At 63.7% G+C, this 20942-nt stretch carries 26 protein-coding genes and 3 tRNA genes; 9 read left to right on the top strand and 20 right to left on the bottom strand.

What is annotated here, in order from left to right:
* Positions 1-4 precede the first annotated feature (4 nt).
* Entirely contained in the window at positions 5-877 is an 873-nt protein-coding gene (locus A3E1_RS0119935; RefSeq protein WP_020522558.1) for a transketolase family protein, read from the bottom strand.
* The gene (locus A3E1_RS0119930; protein ID WP_020522557.1) at positions 870-1535 is read right to left on the bottom strand and encodes a hypothetical protein; all 666 of its coding nucleotides are present in this window, start codon (positions 1533-1535) and stop codon (positions 870-872) included. The genes A3E1_RS0119935 and A3E1_RS0119930 overlap by 8 nt, the downstream gene beginning before the upstream one ends.
* A gap of 47 nt (positions 1536-1582) precedes the next feature.
* Here A3E1_RS0119930 and soxR point away from each other — a divergent pair, with 47 nt between their 5' ends.
* A complete protein-coding gene (gene soxR, locus A3E1_RS0119925) occupies positions 1583-2005 on the top strand; it encodes a redox-sensitive transcriptional activator SoxR (protein WP_020522556.1) in 423 nt (140 codons plus the stop codon).
* A gap of 12 nt (positions 2006-2017) precedes the next feature.
* On the opposite strand, the gene purM is transcribed toward soxR, so the two are convergent.
* The 3 genes from purM to A3E1_RS47745 form a co-directional block, all read right to left on the bottom strand.
* Positions 2018-3124, bottom strand: a complete 1107-nt coding sequence (gene purM / locus A3E1_RS0119920) for a phosphoribosylformylglycinamidine cyclo-ligase (protein WP_020522555.1) — start codon at positions 3122-3124, stop codon at positions 2018-2020.
* A 28-nt stretch (positions 3125-3152) separates the two neighbouring features.
* Positions 3153-4652 carry an amidophosphoribosyltransferase gene (gene purF / locus A3E1_RS0119915; RefSeq protein ID WP_020522554.1) on the bottom strand — a complete coding sequence of 500 codons (1500 nt, stop codon included), beginning with the start codon at positions 4650-4652 and terminating at the stop codon, positions 3153-3155.
* A 107-nt stretch (positions 4653-4759) separates the two neighbouring features.
* Positions 4760-5122, bottom strand: a complete 363-nt coding sequence (locus A3E1_RS47745; RefSeq protein WP_083929559.1) for a sterol carrier family protein — start codon at positions 5120-5122, stop codon at positions 4760-4762.
* Between the two features lie 155 nt (positions 5123-5277).
* Between A3E1_RS47745 and A3E1_RS0119910 the strand changes: the two genes are divergently transcribed.
* From A3E1_RS0119910 to amcA, 3 genes are read left to right on the top strand one after another with little or no spacing between them, the layout of a single operon-like run.
* A complete protein-coding gene (locus A3E1_RS0119910) occupies positions 5278-6894 on the top strand; it encodes a hypothetical protein (protein WP_157631626.1) in 1617 nt (538 codons plus the stop codon).
* A gap of 33 nt (positions 6895-6927) precedes the next feature.
* Positions 6928-8067 carry a cyclophane-forming radical SAM peptide maturase AmcB gene (gene amcB / locus A3E1_RS0119905; protein ID WP_157631670.1) on the top strand — a complete coding sequence of 380 codons (1140 nt, stop codon included), beginning with the start codon at positions 6928-6930 and terminating at the stop codon, positions 8065-8067.
* Positions 7997-8191 (top strand): multiple cyclophane-containing RiPP AmcA, encoded by a 195-nt coding sequence (amcA, locus tag A3E1_RS46235; RefSeq protein WP_083929558.1) that lies wholly within the window; start codon positions 7997-7999, stop codon positions 8189-8191. Before amcB ends, amcA begins: the two co-directional genes overlap by 71 nt.
* A gap of 10 nt (positions 8192-8201) precedes the next feature.
* Here the strand turns inward: amcA and A3E1_RS0119900 are convergent, their stop codons facing one another.
* A complete protein-coding gene (locus A3E1_RS0119900) occupies positions 8202-8420 on the bottom strand; it encodes a DUF3073 domain-containing protein (protein ID WP_020522551.1) in 219 nt (72 codons plus the stop codon).
* Positions 8421-8650: 230 nt separating this feature from the next.
* The gene (locus tag A3E1_RS0119895; RefSeq protein WP_020522550.1) at positions 8651-9712 is read right to left on the bottom strand and encodes a Glu/Leu/Phe/Val family dehydrogenase; all 1062 of its coding nucleotides are present in this window, start codon (positions 9710-9712) and stop codon (positions 8651-8653) included.
* Positions 9713-9821: 109 nt separating this feature from the next.
* On the opposite strand from A3E1_RS0119895, the gene A3E1_RS0119890 reads away from it, so the two are divergent.
* Together A3E1_RS0119890 and A3E1_RS0119885 are read left to right on the top strand one after the other, a co-directional pair.
* A complete protein-coding gene (locus A3E1_RS0119890) occupies positions 9822-10634 on the top strand; it encodes a hypothetical protein (RefSeq protein WP_020522549.1) in 813 nt (270 codons plus the stop codon).
* A gap of 204 nt (positions 10635-10838) precedes the next feature.
* Positions 10839-11048, top strand: coding sequence for a BldC family transcriptional regulator (locus A3E1_RS0119885; protein ID WP_020522548.1), 210 nt, complete (start codon positions 10839-10841; stop codon positions 11046-11048).
* Between the two features lie 11 nt (positions 11049-11059).
* Here the strand turns inward: A3E1_RS0119885 and A3E1_RS41145 are convergent, their stop codons facing one another.
* Positions 11060-11683, bottom strand: coding sequence for a TetR family transcriptional regulator (locus A3E1_RS41145; protein WP_157631625.1), 624 nt, complete (start codon positions 11681-11683; stop codon positions 11060-11062).
* A 54-nt stretch (positions 11684-11737) separates the two neighbouring features.
* Here A3E1_RS41145 and A3E1_RS0119875 point away from each other — a divergent pair, with 54 nt between their 5' ends.
* Both A3E1_RS0119875 and A3E1_RS41140 read left to right on the top strand, forming a co-directional pair.
* A complete protein-coding gene (locus A3E1_RS0119875; RefSeq protein WP_026208622.1) occupies positions 11738-12301 on the top strand; it encodes a hypothetical protein in 564 nt (187 codons plus the stop codon).
* Complete coding sequence (locus tag A3E1_RS41140; protein WP_157631624.1) at positions 12298-13623, top strand: PrsW family intramembrane metalloprotease; 1326 nt, start codon at positions 12298-12300, stop codon at positions 13621-13623. Before A3E1_RS0119875 ends, A3E1_RS41140 begins: the two co-directional genes overlap by 4 nt.
* Positions 13624-13649: 26 nt before the next feature.
* Here A3E1_RS41140 and A3E1_RS0119865 read toward each other — a convergent pair whose 3' ends face one another.
* Both A3E1_RS0119865 and A3E1_RS0119860 read right to left on the bottom strand, forming a co-directional pair.
* The gene (locus A3E1_RS0119865; RefSeq protein ID WP_020522544.1) at positions 13650-13886 is read right to left on the bottom strand and encodes a hypothetical protein; all 237 of its coding nucleotides are present in this window, start codon (positions 13884-13886) and stop codon (positions 13650-13652) included.
* Positions 13887-13965: 79 nt separating this feature from the next.
* The gene (locus A3E1_RS0119860; RefSeq protein ID WP_157631623.1) at positions 13966-15252 is read right to left on the bottom strand and encodes an ABC transporter substrate-binding protein; all 1287 of its coding nucleotides are present in this window, start codon (positions 15250-15252) and stop codon (positions 13966-13968) included.
* A gap of 201 nt (positions 15253-15453) precedes the next feature.
* On the opposite strand from A3E1_RS0119860, the gene A3E1_RS0119855 reads away from it, so the two are divergent.
* Complete coding sequence (locus A3E1_RS0119855; protein ID WP_020522542.1) at positions 15454-15843, top strand: hypothetical protein; 390 nt, start codon at positions 15454-15456, stop codon at positions 15841-15843.
* Here A3E1_RS0119855 and A3E1_RS0119850 read toward each other — a convergent pair.
* From A3E1_RS0119850 to A3E1_RS0119805, 10 genes are all read right to left on the bottom strand, one after another.
* Positions 15840-16256, bottom strand: coding sequence for an SRPBCC family protein (locus A3E1_RS0119850; RefSeq protein ID WP_026208620.1), 417 nt, complete (start codon positions 16254-16256; stop codon positions 15840-15842). The genes A3E1_RS0119855 and A3E1_RS0119850 overlap by 4 nt on opposite strands.
* Complete coding sequence (locus A3E1_RS0119845; protein ID WP_020522540.1) at positions 16240-17058, bottom strand: nucleotidyltransferase domain-containing protein; 819 nt, start codon at positions 17056-17058, stop codon at positions 16240-16242. Before A3E1_RS0119845 ends, A3E1_RS0119850 begins: the two co-directional genes overlap by 17 nt.
* 52 nt (positions 17059-17110) lie before the next feature.
* Positions 17111-17863, bottom strand: a complete 753-nt coding sequence (locus A3E1_RS0119840; RefSeq protein WP_020522539.1) for a hypothetical protein — start codon at positions 17861-17863, stop codon at positions 17111-17113.
* Positions 17864-17956: 93 nt separating this feature from the next.
* Complete coding sequence (locus A3E1_RS41135; protein ID WP_020522538.1) at positions 17957-18364, bottom strand: hypothetical protein; 408 nt, start codon at positions 18362-18364, stop codon at positions 17957-17959.
* Positions 18365-18443: 79 nt separating this feature from the next.
* Positions 18444-18520, bottom strand: a tRNA-Phe gene (locus tag A3E1_RS0119830).
* Positions 18521-18538: 18 nt separating this feature from the next.
* Positions 18539-18612: transfer RNA gene (locus tag A3E1_RS0119825), tRNA-Asp, on the bottom strand.
* Between the two features lie 45 nt (positions 18613-18657).
* Positions 18658-18730: transfer RNA gene (locus A3E1_RS0119820), tRNA-Glu, on the bottom strand.
* A 103-nt stretch (positions 18731-18833) separates the two neighbouring features.
* Entirely contained in the window at positions 18834-19373 is a 540-nt protein-coding gene (gene idi / locus A3E1_RS0119815) for an isopentenyl-diphosphate Delta-isomerase (RefSeq protein WP_020522537.1), read from the bottom strand.
* The gene (locus A3E1_RS0119810) at positions 19370-20578 is read right to left on the bottom strand and encodes a phytoene desaturase family protein (RefSeq protein ID WP_157631622.1); all 1209 of its coding nucleotides are present in this window, start codon (positions 20576-20578) and stop codon (positions 19370-19372) included. Before A3E1_RS0119810 ends, idi begins: the two co-directional genes overlap by 4 nt.
* 65 nt (positions 20579-20643) lie before the next feature.
* Positions 20644-20934: a hypothetical protein gene (locus A3E1_RS0119805; RefSeq protein WP_020522535.1), complete on the bottom strand. Its 291-nt coding sequence runs from the start codon at positions 20932-20934 to the stop codon at positions 20644-20646.
* Between the last annotated feature and the right edge of the window lie 8 nt (positions 20935-20942).

Below are 20942 nucleotides of genomic sequence, written 5' to 3'. Positions count from 1 at the left end.
TAGGTCACGGCGCGGAAATGCGCTGCCGCAACGATTCCGCGTCGAGGCCGTGCCATCGGGCGTGATCCTTCGGTGTGCCGAAGCGGTGCAGATCGGCCCGCTGCACGCCGATGTTGCGTAAGCGGAAAGCCTTGTCCGCGAAGGTTTCCGCCACGAGATGCGCTGAGGTGCCCTCAAGGTAGGGCTCGACCATGACGATGTCCGGCTCGGCACCCGCGATCTCCCCGAGTCCACTGTGGTCAAACGGACGGGGAGTGTGCGTGTAGGCGACCGTGACGTCGAGGTCTTTCGTGGCTTCCAGCGTGGCACCGAGCATCGCCCCGACGGCGACCACGGTGCGTTTGCCGCCCGGCTTGATTACCTTGAGCCGCAACGCGTCTGCGTGAGCCTCCGGATTGTGCTGCGTCGAAAGGCGTACGTAGACCGGCTCGTCGTGGCCAACGGCGGCTCGCAACATCGGCCCGACCTCGTCGGCGTGACCCGGCACATGGACGATCCATTCGGGCAGCGTGTCGATGAGTGCCACGTCCATGGGTGACATATGGGTGTACCCAGCCTGCGCACCGTCATACGAAGCGCCCACGCTCACAAGAATCGCGCCGACGCCTTGGTGCCGCAGGTCCAGTTTGATCTGCTCATAAGCCCGGTCGACCAGGAAAGTGGCGTAGCTGTGCGCGATTGGCCGCAAACCGGTGAGGGCGAGGCCACCCGCGACCCCGAGCATCAGCTGCTCCCTGATGCCCACGTTGATCGCCCGGTCCGGGTAGTTGGCGAGGGCTTTGCCGAACGGGTCGGCCGAGATCTCCGCCAGCACGAGTGCGGTACGCGGGTCATCGTCGAGGATGGCCAGCGTTTCCTTGATAAAGGCGTCACGCATTTTTAGTCTCCGTCCGGGCGACGACCACGTGGGGTCCTGGGTGTTGCTCCGTCAAAGCGGCATAGATGGCTTCGTGATCGCGTCCGTCCACTTCGGAGGCTATCCAGCCGTGCACCGTGAACAGCGAACCCAGCCCACCCGGCGGGGAATATGAGGCCGACCGGTTGTCGATGACGATCGCGGTCACACTGTCCACATTGGCCGCTCCGGCGAACGCGATGGCTTCATGGTTGGAACCTTCGTCGAGCTCGGCATCGCCAAGCAGCACGAAGACCCGGGGCTTGGCGAAACCTTGCGCCTTAAGCCCTAACGCCGTTCCGACGGCGAGACCTAGGCCGTGCCCCAGTGAGCCGCTGCTGATCTCGATACCGGGCACACGCAGCCTGTCCGGGTGATGGCCGAGCGGACTGGACGGGCCGCCAAACTCATCTAGCCAGTCGTGCGGCACGAAACCCTTAGCGGCCAGCACGGCGTAATAACCGGCGACACCGTGTCCCTTGGACAGGAAGAAACGGTCCCGCTCGGGGTCGTCCTCGTGGCCGGGACGCACGTTTAGTACCCGGTCGTAGAGCACCCACAGCACATCAAGCGTGGAATGAGCGCTGGGAGCGTGTTTCTCGTCGCCCGTCAGCCTCGTGAGAAGCGTCGCTAACGTCATGAAGGTAGCCTGCAAGTTAAAGTGCCCTTTAACTCAAGAGGCTTGTGATGCTCACCATTGGCGAACTGTCCGCCCGCAGCGGTGTCGCGGCGTCAGCCCTGCGTTTCTACGAACAACAGGGGCTGATCCGCTCCACGCGTACGGGCGGAAACCAGCGCCGTTACGAACGCTCAGAACTGCGCCGCGTCTCGTTCATCCGGATCGCCCAGCAGGTCGGCATCTCCCTGGAACGGATCGCCCAGGCCCTGTCAGACCTGCCGGAAGAACGCACCCCGACGAAAGCCGACTGGGCACACCTTTCCCGCGTGTGGCGGTCCGAATTGGACGAACGCATCACCATGCTGCGAAAGCTGCGCGACAACCTGGACGGCTGCATCGGTTGCGGATGCCTGTCGCTGACCGCGTGCAGGATCTACAACCCAGGCGACGAACTATCCGCCGAAGGTCCTGGCCCTCGCAAACTGCTTTAGCCGCAGGCGTTTCTAGCCGCGGGTGTAGGAGCCGAGCATGTGGACCTGACCCGAACCGGCGACGATCTCGCCCACTGGCCACGCCTCAACGCCCCGGCCCGTCAGCAACGCCAGCGCCCGGTCGGCGTCTGCCGCGCTCACGACCGCGAACATGCCCACGCCCATGTTGAACGTCGACTCCATGTCATTGGAGTCGATGCGTCCCTTGCGCTGAATCAAGTCGAAGATCGGCGCGGGGTGCCACGTCGTGCGGTTGACGATCGCGTCAAGGTGCTTAGGCAGCACGCGAACCAAGTTGCCGGGAATGCCGCCACCGGTAACGTGCGCGAGGGCGTGCACCTCACACTCCTGAATCAGGGAGAGGCAGTCCTTGGCGTAAATCTTGGTCGGCGTCAGCAATTCCTCGCCGAGTGTGCGCTGATTGCTCAGCTCATCGATCACGCTGTCGAGCTTCATCCGGGCCTGACCCAGCAGCACGTGGCGCACCAGGCTGTAACCGTTGGAGTGCAAGCCACTCGAGGCCATCGCGATCACGACGTCGCCGAGCTGCACGCGCTCGTGGCTGAGGATGTCGTCTTCTTCAACGACACCAACACCGTTAGCCGACAGGTCGTATTCGTCGGGACGCATCACGCCCGGGTGCTCAGCGGTCTCGCCGCCTAGCAAGGCGCAGCCGGCGTAGCGGCAGCCATCGGCGATACCCGCGCCGATCTCGGCCACGCGGTCGGGAACGACCTCACCACAAGCGATGTAGTCCAAGAGGAACAACGGCTCCGCGCCACACGCCACCAGGTCGTCGACAACCATCGCGACAAGGTCGATGCCGACCGTATCGTGGATGTTCATCTGCTGGGCGATGACGAGCTTGGTTCCCACACCGTCGGTCGACGAGGCCAGAACGGGCTTCTTGTATTTCTGGGTGTCCAAACGGAACAGTCCGGAAAAGCCACCGAGCCCGCCCAGCACCTCGGGCCGGTGGGCCCGCTGCACTTTGCTCTTGAGGAGCTCAACGGCCTTGTCGCCGGCGTGGATGGACACGCCAGCGTCGGCATAGGTCACCGTCTTGCGACGCCCGTTCTCAGCGGACCAGGGAACACTGCGCTCGGTCACGTGGGTCACGGCCTCTCCCCTTTGGAGCTAAAGGAACTCATGTCGACTTGCTTCCCACCATTTCGCCCTGCTCGGTCGCGGCACGCTTGGCCGTTCCCTCCAGAACGTGCTTGCCGATCAGGTTGCCGGCGGGCAGCTCAATCGGGTACGTGCCGTCAAAACAGGCCCGGCACAGGCGCGAAGCTGGCTGCTCAGTGGCGGCAGTCAATTCGGCCAGCGATACAAAGCCGAGTGAGTCGGCTCCAATGGATTTGCGGATGCCGTCGTTGTCCAGCCCGGTGGCGATCAGCTCGGCCCGGGTGGCGAAATCGATGCCGTAGAAACACGGCCAGAGGACCGGCGGTGCCGAAATGCGCACGTGAACTTCGAGTGCCCCAGCTTCACGCAACATGCGGACGATGGCCCGCTGCGTGTTGCCCCGGACGATCGTGTCGTCCACCACGACGAGGCGCTTGCCGCGCACGTTCTCGCGCAGTGGGTTCAGCTTCAGGCGGATGCCTAGCTGGCGGATGGTCTGCGAAGGCTGGATGAAAGTCCGGCCCACGTAAGCGTTCTTGGTGAGCCCTTGTCCGTAAGGGATCCCGGAGGCTTCGGCGTAACCGATGGCGGCCGGTGTCCCGGACTCGGGCACAGGAATGACGAGGTCGGCTTCGACCGGGTGCTCCTTGGCGAGCCGGCGGCCCACCTCTACCCGGGCCGCGTAAATGTTGCGGCCACTGATCGTCGAGTCGGGGCGCGCCAGGTAGACGTATTCAAACAGGCAGCCCTTGGGCTCGGGCGTCGCGAAGCGGGAACTCCGGAGGCCGTGCTCGTCGATGGCGAGCAGCTCGCCCGGCTCGACCTCACGGACGACCGTGGCACCAACGATGTCGAGGGCGGCCGTTTCACTGGCGACGACCCACCCGCGCTCCAGACGGCCGAGCACCAACGGCCGCACGCCGTGTGCGTCGCGGGCGGCGTAAAGCGTTGTCTCGTCCATGAAGACGAAGCTGAAGGCGCCCTGAATCGTCGGCAGCACTTCGAGTGCGGCGGCTTCGACGGACATGTCCGGCCGGGCTGCTAGCAACATGGTCACGAGAGCGGTGTCACTGCTGGCGCCGCGCGTGTCCAGACCCAGGTCCGTCACCTTGCGGGCCATATCGGCCGTGTTCACCAGGTTGCCGTTGTGCGCCAGGGCGATCGTGGTGCCAGCTGTCGTCGCCTGGATCGTGGGCTGAGAGTTTTCCCACGTCGAGCCACCGGTGGTCGAGTAGCGCGTGTGCCCGATGGCGAGATAGCCACGCAGGCTGGCCAGGGTGGGCTCATCAAAGACCTGGGCCACGAGGCCGAGATCCTTGTAAACCACCACACCGGAGCCATCGCTGACCGCGATGCCCGCCGCTTCCTGCCCGCGATGCTGCAACGCGTAGAGGCCGAAATAGGTGAGTTTGGCTACATCTTCGCCAGGCGACCAGACACCGAAGACGCCACATGCGTCTTGCGGGCCTGGCCGGTAGGGGTCGAGCTCATGACTCAACCGGCCGTCGCCTCTGGGCACCCTGCTGCTCCTAGGTGTAGCTGTCACTAGCACTGGTCATTGCCGCAGAACGACAGTCTACGTGAGGTGGCGCGTTAACTGAGAGCCACCTTGTAGATGCACATTGTTCAGCGGAGGCAGAAAGGAAATAGATGGGATATATCGGCCCTGATGCCGCTAGCTGAGATTCTGCCATCCCGGACGGCGTCTGCCCAAGTCGTACGCCCGGTGGCAATCTCGACAAAAGTCACAGGGCTCATTTCCACAACGTTTGCCGGAGTGCCTCTGGTGTGCCTGGGGCCTTCCACGCACTGAATCGCACCGTATGGCGGAACCCGCACCTCCACCGAACGGCCAGGAGCCAAGGTCCCGAGGTCCTTCAGAAGGGCACGCACCGCTTCACGCAAGGCTGCTTTGTCTGGCTCGGTGCCTGCTGCCAGGGACGAAAGCACTTCATCCACCGCTGGGGACTTTTCTGGCGTAGAGGACACACAGGGACGATACGACGCGACAGTTCTTCGCCTTTGTTGGGCCCTGGGTCGCGTCAGCGCGGTATCGCAAGGCATAGTTGCGTGGGCGTATTTCCCGCGGCTCCCCTATGCCCCCCATCCTGTCGCGGGACCAACGTTTTTGGAAGGTGGTGGACGTGACTACCCAGCGGCGATCCTGGATAGCACGCATCGGCGTGGTCGCAGTGGTTTCGCTTGGCGTGCTGGTCGGTGTCACCACACACGCGTTCGCTGCAGGCGAGTCACTGGTCAACCCTCGCCTTGACGACAACACGATTGAGGTCGGGACGACCACGACGTTCAAGTTCAAGATCCGAGTGCAGGCGACGCCGCCCCCAACTTCCATCTCCGGGGTCACCATCGACTGGACGGTGCAGAACAGCCCGGCGAGTTGCACTCAGAACTGCAGCCCCGGCACCGTGGCGCTGAACCCGACCGGGCCGAACGTGTCCGAAAGCGACGAGATCCAGATCAAGATCAAGGCAAACGCCCCGGGGCAAGTGGGCATCCGTGTCAAAGCGAATGGAGCGCCGCCCGAGGGGATCGGCTCGGCGACGCCGTTGACGATCACTGGCGGGCAGCAGGCGCAATACGTGGGTGTCCTTTCCGGACAGGTGCGTAATGGTGCCGACCTCAAGCCGATCGCGGGCGCGGTGGTGACCCTCGTCGATGGTGCCAGCAAGTCGCATCAGGCGACCTCGGACAGCAACGGCATCTACCGCTTCGACGGCCCGGCCAAGAAGATCGCTCCGGGTCTGGTCGCGATCCAGGCGACGAAGAACCCGTTCTCGATGGTCGGTGGAGTCGCGAAGACCGCCAACGTCGCGGCCGGGCAGGATCGGGCCGATCTCGATCTCGTGATGGAAGATCTCACGCTGCCGAGCGCGACACCGATGGCGACGCCAACCGACGTGGCTCCGTCCACGACGGCCAGCGGCGAGGCGACCGCGCCGAACACCAACAACGCTTCCGATGAAGACGGTCTCGACAGCATGACCTGGGTCATGATCATCGTCGGTGGTCTTCTGGTCGCCCTGGGCATCGGTGCGATCGTGCTGCTTTTGGTGCGTCGCAACAACGATGACGACGATGATGAAGACGATGACGACGAGCCGGGTCAGGGTGGCCCACGTCCGGGTGGTCCCGGTGCTCCGCCGTTCCGTCCTGGCGGCCCGCAGGGCTATGGCCCGCCGCAGGGCGGTGGCTACGGCCGTCCGTCCGACCCGACGCAGATCGCGCGCCCCGGTGAATACGGTGTGCCACAGCAGCGGGGCGGGCAGACCTACGGCGCGCCAACGCAGCAGTGGAACCCGCAGCAGGGCGGTTACGGCCAGCAGACGAGCGGTGGCGGTGCTTATGGCACAGGCCCGACCTCTGGTGCCGGTGGCTACGGTCAGCAGGGCGGTGGCTATGGCCAGCCTCCGGGCGGCGGCTACAGCGGCGCTGGCGGACAGTATGAGGAGCCGACGTACTACGCGGGCCCGACCTCGGGTTCGGGTGGCTACGGCCAGCAGGGCGGCTACGGCCCCACCTCAGGCGCCGGCGGCTACGGTCAGCAAGCCGGTGGCTATGCCCAGCAAGGTGGCTACGCTCAGCAGCCGCAACCTGGTTACGGCCAGGAACCTGGCTACGGCCAGGAAGGCTACGGTCAGCAGCCGCCCGCCTATGGTCAAGACCCCTACGGCGGTCAGCCAAGCGGCTATGACGACCGCCGCAATCGGGGCGACCGAAGGCTGGACTGGCTCGACGACTGACCAGACAATGAAATAATGGCCAAAGCAGAGGGCATGCGGGGGATCTCCCACATGCCCTCTTACGTTGTCATGCAACCAACCACACTGTGCAATCTGGACTGTCGCTATTGCTATCTGCCGCTGCGGCGGGCCGACAACCGGATGAGCGTCGAGGTCGCCAAAGCGGTCGCTGCCGACGTGAACGTGTGGGCACAGGAAGGCCGCTTTTCCGTGGTGTGGCACGGGGGTGAGCCGATGGCGGCCGGGATAGCCCATCTGAGCGCCCTCATGGCCCCGTTCGCGCCCGAGGTCGAGCATCACCTGCAGACCAACGCCACGTTGATTGACGACGCATGGTGCGACTTCTTCACGGAGCGCCAAATGCGCGTCAGCGTGAGCGTGGATGGTCCGGAATCGTTCAACCATGAGCGGATCGATCGCGGCGGGCAGCCCGGCTATCGCAAGATCAGCAACGGCATCGCCCGGTTACGTCAGCACGGGTTGCCGTTCGCGGCGCTCTGCGTGGTCAGTGAGCCGCGCCCGGGCATCGCTGCCCCGCTATACGAATACTTTCTGAACCTTGGGTGCGACGTCCTCGGCATCAATGTCGAGGAGCACGAAGGGGTGAACACGAGACAGACTCGGCATGACCCGGCGAGTGTGCGGGCCTTCTGGGCCGAGTTGCTTGCCGCGTGGCGGATCGCCCCGGCTGTTCATCTGCGCGAGGTGGAGTGGTCGTTGCGCTATCTAACCGCCGTGCTGGACGGCACCGATGACGACCTGTTGCCCCGGCGGCTAGACCCGATTCCCACCATCGCATTTGACGGCTCAGTGGTCCTGCTATCGCCTGAGCTGGCTGGGTTTCACGATCCGCGCTACGGCGATTTCAGCAGTGGCAACGTGCTGACAACACCGCTAGCCCGGTTGCTGACGGGCACCCATCCGCCCTGGGTCGACGAGTTCGTGACAGGGGTGGAGGCGTGCCGTGAATCGTGTCCCTACTTCGGTTTCTGCGGTGGCGGGCATGCCGCTAACCGCTACTTCGAGCACGGCAGATTCGACGGAACGGAAACCGAGCACTGCCGCAACAGCAAGATCAACCTACTGGAAGGAGTGCTCGGTTATGCCGCAACATCAAGACCTGCTCACAGCGAGAATCCGCCTTGCACGCGCGGAGCTAACTCCTCTGCTTGAGGAGGCTAGCGCCGCGCGTACTGAGCGAGCCGAAGTGGCAGACGCAAACAGCAGCGCTGTCTGCGCCTGGAATCACTTCGAGAACATCCCGACGTTCTTCAACTGGAACAACAGGCCGCGGTAGGTGAACCCACCTACTTGCGCTGTGCCCAGGAAGCGTCGTCGTCTTCATCCTCAGAGGCATACGGCGAGTACTTGTCGTACCCGTCGTCGTCGAGCTCCTCATCGGGAGTCACCGAGTTGCCACTTCCAGCAAGCTCTCGCTGCAAGGCGTCAAGGTCAGTGTTCGGGGAGTGATACTTCAACTCCCTGGCCACCTTCGTCTGCTTGGCCTTCGCTCGGCCGCGCCCCATGGCCGACCCCCTCGCACATGAATACGGGGCTGCCCAGCGCGCGAACGACCGGCGGGCCCCGATTGACTCAGACATCTCTCGTGGCTCATACGGTACATGCCCGGTGGCAGGTTCGGCATCCCGGGTTGCCGGGCGTTTTTTGAGCCTGTCGGATTTGTGTCAGTAAGGGCTGGATGGATTTCTGGTCATGACCGAAGCGGGCCGGCGGTGGGCCGGCCCGCCCCAGATGGTTAAACGCGAATGACTGACAGCCGGCCGACCTCGCTCATGCGCTGTTCAGCAAGCCGGTCCGCGGCGGTGGCGGGGGAAATGCCATCGGCGTCAGCGAGTTCGAGAATCCGCTTGGTGGTGTCAAAGATCTTGGTAGCACGCAGTTTCGCCCGTTCGAAGTTAAAGCCTTCGATCTCGTCTGCGACCTGAATCACACCACCGGAATTGACGCAATAGTCAGGCGCGTACAGGATTCCGCGGTCCATCAACAGCTTCTCCACCCCGGGGTGGGCGAGCTGGTTGTTGGCCGCACCCGCAACGATTTTCGCCCGCAGGAGGGGGACGGTTTCGTCGTTGAGAGCGAACCCGAGCGCGCATGGCGCATAGATGTCGATGTCGCTGGTGATAAGCGACGTGGTGTCAGACACCAGCGTCACCTGGGGATAGGCCGACCGGGCCCAGTCCAGCGCCCTGGGATTGACGTCGGTGGCCACGACGTTCGCGCCGTCTTCAATCAAGTGCTGGGTTAGGTACTTACCGACCTTGCCCAAACCTGACACGCCAACGGTGCGCCCAGCGAGCGTCGGCGACCCCCACCGATGCTCGGCTGCGGCGCGCATGCCCTGGAAGACACCCCATGCCGTGAGGATGGAGGAGTCGCCAGCGCCGCCGTGTTCCACGCTGCGGCCGGTGACGAATCTCGTCTCCTTGGCGACGTGGTCCATGTCCCAGGTGTACGTGCCGACATCGCACGCGGTGTAGTAGCGGCCATTGAGCGATTGCACGAACCTGCCATAAGCGCGCAGGAGTGCCTCGCCCTTGATCTGCTCCGGGTCGCCCCAGATGACCGCCTTGCCGCCGCCGAGGTCGAGCCCGGCGAGCGAGTTCTTATAAGCCATGCCGCGCGAAAGCTCCAGCACGTCGTGCAGTGCCTCTTCTTCGCTGGCGTAGGGGTAGAAGCGCGTTCCGCCCAGGGCGGGTCCTAGCGCTGTGGAGTAAATACCGATGATCGCCTTCAGGCCGGTGGCCCGGTCCTGGCAGAACACGACCTGCTCGTGCCCGCCTTCACTGAATACGCCCACTTCGTGGCTCCAACTTCGTTGTCGGCCCTTGTGAGGCCATTTTGACGAATAAGCGCCGCGGGGGTGTGCGGCGCTCCCGGTTCCAGCCTAATCGTGCGAGGATCGCGACGTGCCGACACAGTTCGCCGCATATCTGCGTGTGTACGAGCCACTAACCGCGTTCGCTCCCGAGCGGCAGCGGTTCTGGCGCCGATATGTCGCAGAAGGAAAGGCCATTGGTCCCTCTGACGGGCCGGGCCGCCAGCGCACCGTGGTCATGGAAGCCCTGGGTGCCGGGTGGTCGCGGTTGCCGGAGCTGCCCGACGAGGCCTACGTGCTTGGCACGGAAGACGCGGCTCTCGTGTGCCCATGGAATCTGCGGAAACGGGTCGCTCAGGCGGCGCTACAGGCGCGCGACGGCGTGCCGCAGGTGCTCGCCGACGCCTTCGTCCCGCCCGCGCTCGTCGGCCTGGCTCAGCACGTCGTGGCGAGCGTCAACGACGAGGAGCGGGTTCATGAGCAGGTGGCGACGTGGGGTGTGCCACTGCGCTGGTTCGTGCTGTTCGCGATGTCCGAGCGGGACATGGTGATCGGCGAGCAGAAGGTTCTGCGCTACCGCGTGGAGATAGGCAAGGCGCGTCAGCGTGTCCACAAAGGACTGCGCATCCTGCGCCGGTCATTAGGCGACGTCCCGATAACGGACTCTCTGCGGGAGACCGCCCGCTGGCTCGAAGGCTTTCATCCCGGTTCGGTTGTCGAACTCGACTACGGCGGGCTGACCGATCTTCTGTCGGATCAAGCACTCAAAGATGACGACTCAGTCGAGCTAGTCGCTACAGGGCTCGCCGGACTGTCTCAAGACGACGGTGCCGCCGCAACCGCAGCTTACGAGCGTCTTGTCCAGCGCTGGCGCGCAATTCAGCTGTTAGAGCGAAGTAACTAGTCGACTACTTTCAGTAAGAGCATTTCCGAAGAAGACATGCTGTGCTGGGAAAAATGCGACATGTCGTTCTTTCGTCATCCGTCCATCCACGGACCTTCACCCGTTCGGCCCATGTCGGACATCGGGGACTAGCCGGACTATGGGTAACGCGTGAGGCCGGCGGGACCCCGGCCTTCGTTTATAGGTACTTGTGGAGGAGTGACCATGGCGTCGCGTACGCACGAACCAGAGCCGCTGCTCACCCCGGCAGAGGTCGCGTCGATGTTCCGCGTCGACCCGAAGACTGTGACTCGGTGGGCAAAGGCAGGCAAGCTCAGCGCAATTAGGACGCTGGGTGGCCACCGTCGCTACCGGGAGTCGGAGGTGCGTGCTCTGCTTCAGGGTCAGATCCCGCACCAGCGTCAGGGCGACTGAGCTGAGTAGCACTAGGAAAGGGACGCCAGCCCCCAAGGCGTCCCTTTCTTTATACCCACTGTGAGCTGGGCAAATGCCTCACGTCGTAGCGGAGCCAACTCCCCTGCGCCGGTAGCCCAGGCCGACAGGGCGACATCCCATGCCGCGGCGGCAGCAGCGGCGATCATGAGCGGATAGGGATCTGTTTCGGGCAGCCCCAGACGGGCGGCGATGAACACGCCAACCTGCCGCTGGAGCTCGTAGTTGATGCGCAAATAGGTTGGCAGCAAAGAAGGCTGCTCCATCATGAGGTTCATCCGGGCCTTGATCTGGGCCAGCTCGGCTGCCCCGGTCACGTCTGACTCATCGAGAACGATCCGCACGGACTCCAAGGGATCCTCTGCCGTGGGGCGGGCTTCCAATGCCGCAGTGAATTTTGACACTCGGTCGAAGGCGACGTCGCCGAAGAGCACGTGCCGTTTCGAGGAGAAGTAGCGGAAGAACGTCCGCACAGAGACTCCGGCCAGCGCGGCAATCTCATCAACGGTGGTTGATTCGTAGCCCTGCCTGGCGAACAGGTCCATCGCTGCCGCCTCGAGCGCACTCCTGGTGTGCTGTTTGTGCTGCTCGCGTCGGTTAATCACCTGGCCGGCCACCAGCTCATCCTATTTCGCCGCGCGGGGGACCTTGATCCCGCTAACGTTCGGTTCATGGTGGCGGCTAACCGGTGGTGGCGAAACCTCGGCGGCTCCGCGTCCGTGCTGGGGGCTTTGCTGATCGTCGTCTTTGGACTTCCCGCGCTCGATCGCGCCGTGCCCGTCAGCAAGCAGGCCGCGGCTTCGGCCACGCGGCACGAGATCGCCGGAGGCGTCTCGCTCATCCCGCCCGTGGGCGCATTGATCTCCAAGCGCACGCGCTCTGACGCTGAGGAGGGCACAGCGCTCTTTCTCATCGGCCCGGCGCGCTATGTGGTCGCCGTGTCGCGCTTCGAGGGCGACCTTCCGGCCGCTTCCACCAGGCTCAGAGACAAGATCCAAAACATGCGTGGGTACCAGGTGACCGCCGGCGAAACACCCGTGATGACCGCGAGCGGGCTGTCCGGCCGGGCCGGGACGTTCACGGCTCCGGGTCGCGTGGGCAGATACGCGGCCTACCTCGCGCCTGGGCACCTCATCGAGGTCACTGTGACCGGGTCGGAAAGCGATCTGCGGATGGCGCTGGAACGCGTTGACGAAAGCATGGCGACGATCGCCTATGGCGGTGAACAGAAGTGACCACCGCTGCCCCTTCCGCCAGACGCTGGCGGTTTTCTGTTACCCCTACTCCCCGCTGGAGCAGGGCACTGAAGTCGTTGCAGCTCCCCGCGTTCTGGGTGCTGGCCGTGGTCATGACCATCTGCGCGATGAGGCTGTTTGACCTGCTGAGTTCGCCGTTCGCGCGGTTCCCCACCGCCACGATGACGGCCATCATTTTGTTCGCGCTCTACGCGGTGCCGTTTTGGCTGTTCATATCGTCGATGGACTTCCTGGAGCGCGAGCCGCCACTGTTGCTAGCGACCGCGTTCGCCTGGGGCGCCCTAGTGGCCACGACGACGGCGATGCCCGGCAACCGTGCGCTGCTAGGTCTCCTGGCGAAGCTGATCTCGCCCGACTTCGCCTTCGCCTGGGGTGCCGCGATCGTCAGCCCAGTCATTGAAGAGCTGCTCAAGGCGCTCGGCCTGGTAATGATCGTGCTGATCGCCCGTAAGCAGATCAACAGTGTGCTCGACGGCATGGTCTACGGCGCGCTGATCGGGCTCGGCTTCCAGGTCATCGAAAACGTCTTCTACTCGATCAACGCCGTCGAGGCTGCGAATGCTGGCGACCAGGTCGGCCCGGTGGTCGCGACCTTCTTCTTACGCGGGTTCCTAGCCGGGCTGTGGAGTCACACGCTCTTTAGCGCGATGGCCGGCGCGGGCATCGCCTGGTTCCTGGTGCGGACCGACAAGTCGCTGATCGTGCGCTGGCTGGGTTTGCTCACGGGACTTTTCCTGGCGTGGGGCATCCACTTCATCTGGAACTCACCGATCCTCATGGACGGCATGGGTTCTGGCGGAGCCGGACTGCTGCTGGGCTTGCTGCTCAAGGGGCTGCCCGCCCTGATCCTGGTCATGGGACTGCTTTGGGTCGCCCGGCACCGGGAAGCCAGCTACTACATAGACGAGCTGCGGCGATTGCAGGATCCGATGGTGGCGACCGCCCGTGAACTGGACACGCTGGAACACGGTCACCTGCGCGCTGACGCCCGCAAATATGGACGGGACCGGGCTGGCAAAGCGGGGAAGAAGGCTGTCCGGGCGATGCAGATGGCTCAAGCGCATTTAGCTGTCGAGTTGAGCCGTAGCCCGGATGGCTTGGCAGGCAACGATCCGGTCCTCATCTATTCGCGGGACCAGGTGCTTGCCGCGCGCGAGAAGCTCATTCAGCTGGGCCATCCCGAGGCGATCGCCTCTCCGATGCGGCCAGCGGTGCCCCGCGTGGTGGTGCTGGGGATTGTGGCTGTGCTCTTGCTTTGTGCCCTGATCTGGCTCGCCATCCAGTCCATGAACGCGGCTTAGGACGGCGAGCCAGATCGGCTGGTTCCTCAGGCGGGGGCGTGTCCGCCGTCGCCGCTGACGATCTTGTCGGGCTTGCCGTCTTGGTCCAGGTCAACCATGGTCACGTCGACGACTCCGTCGCCGTCGGTGTCGAACTGGAACAGGTCGGCCTTGCCGTCACCGTCGGTGTCGGACACCCAGAGGTCGGCCTTGCCATCCCGGTTGGTGTCACCGGTGATCAGGTCAGTCCGCTCCGTGCCGCGGGTCTCTACTTCCTCGCCCATGAGTGCTCCTTCTTAGTGGTGCTTCACGCCTCTTGCCGTGCGGCGCCGAAGCTGCTGCGCAGCCAGCGCCGGCCAAACGTTAGTGCCTAAACGCCAGCTTCGCGTCAGCCAGTGCTTTGATCACGTCTGCCGATTCCGCCAGCCCGACGATGAGCACACCGTCTGGCGCGAAAGCGGCCGTTTGCTGGGCCAGCGACTTCACTTCTTCGGGATCCTTGACCTTGTCAGAGGCGATCTCGTAGGTCAGCAGCTTGATCGCGTTTTCGGGCATGCCCGCGGCGATCAGGTCCTTCTTTACCCCTTCGATGAGCCCCTTACCGTAAGAGTCGTTGCGGCCGATGAGCGTCGCCTTGCTGACCCCATCGCGCATGATCATGTCGGCGAGTGCTTTGGCCTGCAGCGTGTCCGAAGGAGCGGTGCGGAAGTACAGCCCGTTGTCGGGAAGGCCGATCAGTCCCGCCGCGGTGTTCGAGGGCGAGAACATAATCATTCCGCTGTTCACGACGTCGGGCATGATCGCGTTCGCGACACCGGACGAACCGGTGCCGATCAGGATCTGGACTCCGGCGGTCTTGTGCTTGGCCAGCGTCTGCAGGGCGACGTCCTTGTTGACGCCGTCGCCGTCCTTCCACTGAACCGGGGCACCAAGGACACCACCGTTATCGTTGATCTCCTTCACGGCGAGCTTGGCGGCGGCGTGCCGGGCATGGCTGCCCGCCTTGGCATCGCCGCTGATCGTCATGATGCCGCCGAAGATAAGCGGAGACGCTGTCTTGCCACCTTGTGCCGCGGCCTTCGGGCCAGCGTCCTTGGTGGCGAGCTTGTCGTCACCAGCGCGCAGGAATTCGGTCTTGCCGTTGTCGAGCCGGTTGGACGGGCCGAAGTGGACAGTCCCGTAACTGGTCGACGAGGGTTCGCCCGCGTCAGTGAATCCACTGCGGACAGTGATCCCGCGGTAGGCGATGTCCTTACCCTGCTTGATAGCGGTGACGCAAGCAACGAACGTGCTGCAAGCCTCTCCGCCCATCGTCACCCCATTGATATAGGTGGCAACGATTTTAGGGTCAGTCGTGCCCGCGGTCTGTGCGGCGAGGGCGGAGATCATGACGGAGTCATAGGCCTCGCCCGCGTAGTTGTAGTCGGTCAGTGAGCCGTCCATCGACTTGACCCTGGCCATGAATTCCTCACTCATGGCCGTCAGCGGTCTGGTGCCCTTCATTCCAGCTAGGACACCGGGATACTTCTCGAAGAGGGCACCAACGGTGTTGGTCATGTTTCCGTCGGCGCCATATAGGTGAGCCCCGGAATAGTTCGCTCCGGGGGAATTGGTAGCCGGTCCGCCACAAGCGGTAACCGTGGCGAGCAAAGAAGCGCAGCTTAAAAGAGCTAGCGCGCGCGAAATTCGCATAGGGGTGCCTCCGTGGCCAGGCGTGCAAAGGCACCTTAGCGCCAAGTGGAGGATTGTGGGAATTCCTCTACGCAGGTGCTAAAGCGGAACAGATCGCTGGACAGGCCCTGGGATTCGCGTGGCTGATTTTTGTTGTGTTCGCCGGATAGGCTCGCGTGTGTGGCTTCAGTTCCAGATCAGGCGTTTGAAGACGCAGCTCTCGTGCTCGACCAAGCGCTCGCTGGCGACAGTGCGGCCGTGGCCGGCACCTTAGATGAGGTTGTCAAGCGCGCGGGCGCCTATGAGATGGCGCGCTGCCTGGCCGGCGCGCTCGCGGGCGACGGGCTCCACGTTGGAGGGTGGCGGCTCGAGTTTCCCGACATCGACAACGCGGCCTACGACACCAAGTGGGTGGCACGCTTTGTGAGCGCCTATGTTAACGATGACGAGCCGACCGAGGAGGCCCTCTTCGGCGCCGCCGTCGCCGATGGGCGTCTGCCCGAGTGCCTCATGACTTTGGCGGGCTCCACAGCGGCGACACTGCGAGCCCGCCAGCAAAGCGGCACCTAAATCGTCGGGACATAGGCGGCGAAGGAATCGAGCAGATACTCGCTGCCCTCCCGGGACGTGTCGCACGACTCTTGCGACTTCAGCTTTTGGTGCAGGGTGACTGCTGTCTGAGTACCCTCTGAGGTTATGGCGAATTCCATGGTTTCTGGGGTTTGACCAGGGACGTCCATCGTCATCACGATGCGCTTGTTCTTCACGACCTTGGTGAAGCGGCCGGACAACGGGAATTCCTGTCCGTCAGGCGTGATGAGCGTTGAGGCCCACGAGCCTCCGGTGCGAACGTCGAGAGAGACCGTCTCGGGAACGGCGTTGAACCACGTGGCGTAATGCTTGGGCTCCGTCCAGGCCTGCCAGACCTTCTCGACGGGAGCGTTGATCGTGCGGGTCACCGTGTACTCAAATGTTGTCGTCATGCTCAGTCAGACCGGCCGCCGCACCGGAACTCATCGCTGGCCAGTCAAGATTATTTCGCAGGTACGTGATGGTCGCCGCTTCCAGCTCGTGTGGCCACCGCTGTCCCGTGCGCTCAGCCAGCAGACGTCCACGCCGGCTCACCTCATCGGCAGTCCTGCGATCGAAGGCCAGAATCGAGGCTGTCTCGTGCAGCAACGGTGGATACGACTCCAGAAAAGCGATCTGATCCGGTGTGAGATAGGCGTTCTGGCGTTTGCGGCCATCGGTCTTGCGCACGCCATTTTCCGCGAGCATCAGCTGAATGAGCCCGTCCAGCCTGGCGACAGCACCATAGACGGCGAGGTTGAGTTCACCGCGGCCGAGCACGACGACCGACAGCCCCAGCATGTAGTAGTAGAAGCTGATGACCTCGTCCGGGAAATATGGTTCGCCCCAAGGGCTTTGGGCTGGCGTCAGCTCCTGCGGCAACAGCCCCGTGTGGTCGAACAGCGGCAGACAGCCCCGCAGCTCCGGAACACTGGTGTGGCAAACGATGTCGAGATGCACCCACTCCGGCGTGATGACCAGCCCGCCGTTGAGCCCGGGGATTGGTTTGGCCAGCACACTCGGCGTCACCTTGGCGGCGAACGCCACCCAGTCAAATGAGTCATCCTCGAGGAGCAGGTGCAGGTCGATGTCGCTGTATTCGTCAGCTGTCCCGTTGCCATAACTTCCGGCCAGCCACGCCGCGCGCACTCTGTCGTCTTTGGACGCTTCCTCGCGTACCCGCTGAATGAATTCTTCTTTCCTCCCCGTGAACATCCCCGAATTCTAGGCTGGCCACCACCTCGGTGAGGCGGTGGCCAGCGGCTCGTTAGGCGACGGTCCACCCATCGGCGAATGTCCTTGGGCTGACCGGCTTTTGCGAGATGACGCACCGATCTTCGCCCAGCCAGAACCACCCGGCTGACAGCGCGAGTGACTGCCACGTGTCGAATTCGGCTTCGACTTCAGCCGGGTACTTGGCTAGCCCCAACCGTTGCCAGACGTCGAAATAGGCGATCCAGTGCGCTTCCTGCTGCCCATACCAGCAGACAGGACTAGGTTCGCCGAGCATCCGTTTCGCCGGCCTGAAGAACCCGTCCCCGAGCTTGGCCAGCAAGGCCTCCCGCACATACCACCGAATCACGCTAGTGAACGCGACGTTGCGGGCGAGGGCTTCCTCCGGTGGCAGATGCTGCCACTCTTTGCCTTTGTCCTTCTTGGACTGCTTCTCGTCGAACCAGACCGGCCGAATGTGTTCCTCAAGCCGTCCACGCAACCGGCCGACCGCGGCGGCGAAATCACTGGCCAGCGGCGGCGCTCCGGACGCGGGAGGCTCCTTCACCCAGTGGTAAAGGTCGTCGAGGGTCGGAAGATGTGCCACCAGAGGCTGCGCCTCGAGTGGTGACCGCACCCAAATGAACTGTGGCCGGTTGCGGCCAATGGACCGGTACAGCCGGCTTATCGCTCGCTCGGCAGCCGCTTGATCGGTTGTCCCGCAAGCACTTCCGTGAGCTTCCCACTCATCGCGGATCTCAGCTGCCTGCTGCCAGAAAGCGGCACCAATGTGCCGCACGGCGCTCATGCGCTAAGGGCGAACACGCCCTTTCGTCCAGAAATCATGTCGCCCATGATCCCAGCCCCCGCCCCGCCTCACAACCCCATTCGCCTTCTGCGGCTATGCCTTGCGGCTTGCCTGGAGGTCGACCATTGACCGCGCCCACTGAGCTTTGTCGCGCACGCGAGGGTCGTTGTCTGAGGCCAGCTCGTCCACCAGTTCAGCCGCTCTGCCGATGTCAGCCCAGATGGCCTCCATGATCGTGGACCCCAGCGAGTCCTGGTCGTCGCCAATGTCCACAGCGGACGCACGAATCAGGACCGGAAGTGCTTCCACGCCTTCAATCTCAGCGATCGCGTCGGCGATGACGTCACGACCGTAGAAGTGCTCAGCCGCGATGAAGCTGCCAAGCTCGTCAACCAGGCGCGGTGTTAGCGACCTATCCCGCGACGCGGTCAGCTCGTAGGCGCGGGTGCTGTCATCGTCGGGGTCATCGATACAGGCGAGCAGATCCTCAATCGTTGCCACACAGCACGAATACGAAGATCGTTCACTTCAGATGCTCGCCTCAAACACAAAAAGACCAGGCGTAATGCCTGGCCTTCGATGGTGGCTCCGGGCGGGGTCGAACCGCCGACCTTCCGATTTTCAGTCGGACGCTCGTACCAACTGAGCTACAGAGCCCTTGCAGAAAAAACTGCGCGGTCCTGACGGGACTTGAACCCGCGACCTCCGCCTTGACAGGGCGGCGAGCACTCCAACTGCTCCACAGGACCTTGCTTCCTTGCTCGGTGACAGACTGTACCAGCCTGCTACCGCAGTACCCCCAACGGGATTCGAACCCGTGCTACCGCCTTGAAAGGGCGGCGTCCTAGGCCTCTAGACGATGAGGGCATCTCGACCATCATTACACACTGTCTCCGATGGCTTGCTCCCATCCGGGCCCGCCGGAGGCTCGGAAAGCATATGTGACCACCGACGGTTCCGCCAAATCCAATTACAGCGTGCCGCCGAGTGCGATGTCAGTCACGCCCGCGAGCCACGGGACGAACTCGCTGGGCTGGCGTTTTAGCGCCCGCAGCAACTCTGTGGTGGGCATCCAGCGCAGGGCGGCGACTTCGCTTGGGTCAGGCCGGGCGACTTCGGAGGACAGCAGGCCGAGGAACACGTGGTCGTATTCATGTTCGACCCGGCCGGTCTCTGGATCTTCGGCTCGGTAGCCGTAGACACCGATTTCGGTCAGCTCGACGGCACCTAGGCCGAGCTCCTCGAACAGGCGACGGGACGCGGCTGAGGCGGGCTTTTCGCCGGGGGCGGGGTGGCCACAGGTGGCGTTGCCCCAGCGGCCGGCGAAGCGGGTCTTGGTCAGGGCACGCTGCTGCAGCAGGAGCCGGCCTTTTCCGTCCATCAGGTGAACGGAAAACGCCCGGTGACGCATGCCTGGCGCCGAATGGGCGTCGGCGACCGTTGCCGAGCCGAGAGCGGAACCCTGCTCATCGACAAGTTCGACGAGGTCGCCTTCCCGGGAAGTATTCATATCCGTACCACTCGATCCGCGGCGCGGGCGCCCGCAATCAGTCCAGGCCCAGCAACAACAGCGTTGGCGAGCGTTCGGTGAAGTTTAGCCGTGCTATTTCGGCTGATATGAGGGATGCCATATGCCATTCCCTGCCGCGCCCAGTCGCTCGGCGTGACCACATAGGACAGTCCTGCTCCAGCCCCCAGATCGAGGTATCCCCGGGCTTCGAGTGTGGCGATAATCTCTCCCGCGTAACTGCGCGTCGCGGGGACGTTCCAGTCGATGGGTGCGGTCCGCAGATTGGGCACCGGAACCACGATCTGGTAGACCGCCTTGCCTCGCGGGGCTGCTGTGCGGTCGGTCTGGCTGGGGGCCAGCACCGTTATCGACGGGTCGGTCATCATCTCGCCTCTCGTTAGCACCTCGTGGCGGCTGCGCTGCCACAGTTTCCCGAAGTGCACGTTGCTGTGCGCGATCTTGGAGAAAGTCGCCCCAGTGCCAAGATGAATAACGAGGTGGGATGAACGCCAAGGGACATTTGGGGTCTTTACTGGGAAAACAAAGGCGTCCGCTTTGAGACGTTCGCCATCGCTCGTGTGCACAGCGGTAATCCGTCCCGCTTTTGTCTCCCAATGTTCGGCCCGCACCCCGAACTGAAATGACACCCCATGCTTTTCCGCCGCGGCACCTAATCCGCGAGCCACCGCCTGGTTACCGCCGCGCGGGTACCAGCGGCAATCGGCAGGAGAAAACCCGAACAGCGAGGTCAGCCCAAACAACCGCAGGGTCCGGGGATCATTCAAAACAATCCCAGGGGGTACTAGGTGAGCCCTCATGTAGCGCAGAAAAGCCCGAGCCTCCGGCCAGCCACACAGTTGCCCGATCGCGGCGGCTGTCTTGAGTGGATCGGCGTGTGCGTCCAGCGTGGTGCCGTCGGGATAGTGCGCACGGCAGACCGGGTCGACGGGCAGGAGTTCGATCCAGTCCCGCACGGTCTCGCCAACGGCATGCAGTGGTCCCGCGAGCGACTCAGGCGTGAAGAAGGTGACCGGCCCGGTATCGAACCGGTAGCCATCTAGCTCCATGCACGTGTGCCGTCCGCCCGGCCCCGACTGCTGATCGAGGACCAAGACCTCCCGGCCCGCGGCGGTGAGGTGCAGGGCGGCGGACAGTCCGCTCAGGCCAGCACCCACCACAATGACACGATTTGTCCGACTTACCACTCTCACAGCCTGGCACGATCACGGCCCGGCATGCCCGATTTGTCCACGTGCCGAACTGTCAGCTTTCAGCCCAGAATCGACACCGAACAGATCTCACCATCGACGACCTCCAGCGCGAGCAGTCCACCGCGGGGCCAGAAGAGCATCACGTTGCGGTGACCCGGCCCAGCCGAGCCGGACGGCTTCGGCGCGGTGTAGAAGCTTTCACAAGTGTCTTCGCCGCACGCGCAGGGAGCGTAGAAGCGCAGTGAGCGGACCGTGGCGGCCAGCTCAGCTTCTCCTTCATTCAGCAGGATCCGCTCTAACGTGTCCGCGATCTCTGGCAGGACGTCGGTGAGCAGGGGCCTGTCGGTCATGACCAGAG

The organism is Catelliglobosispora koreensis DSM 44566, assembly GCF_000379685.1.
Classification (GTDB): domain Bacteria; phylum Actinomycetota; class Actinomycetes; order Mycobacteriales; family Micromonosporaceae; genus Catelliglobosispora; species Catelliglobosispora koreensis.
The sequence above is the reverse complement of the archived record's forward strand: the minus strand, read 5'-3'. Positions and strand labels throughout refer to the sequence as shown.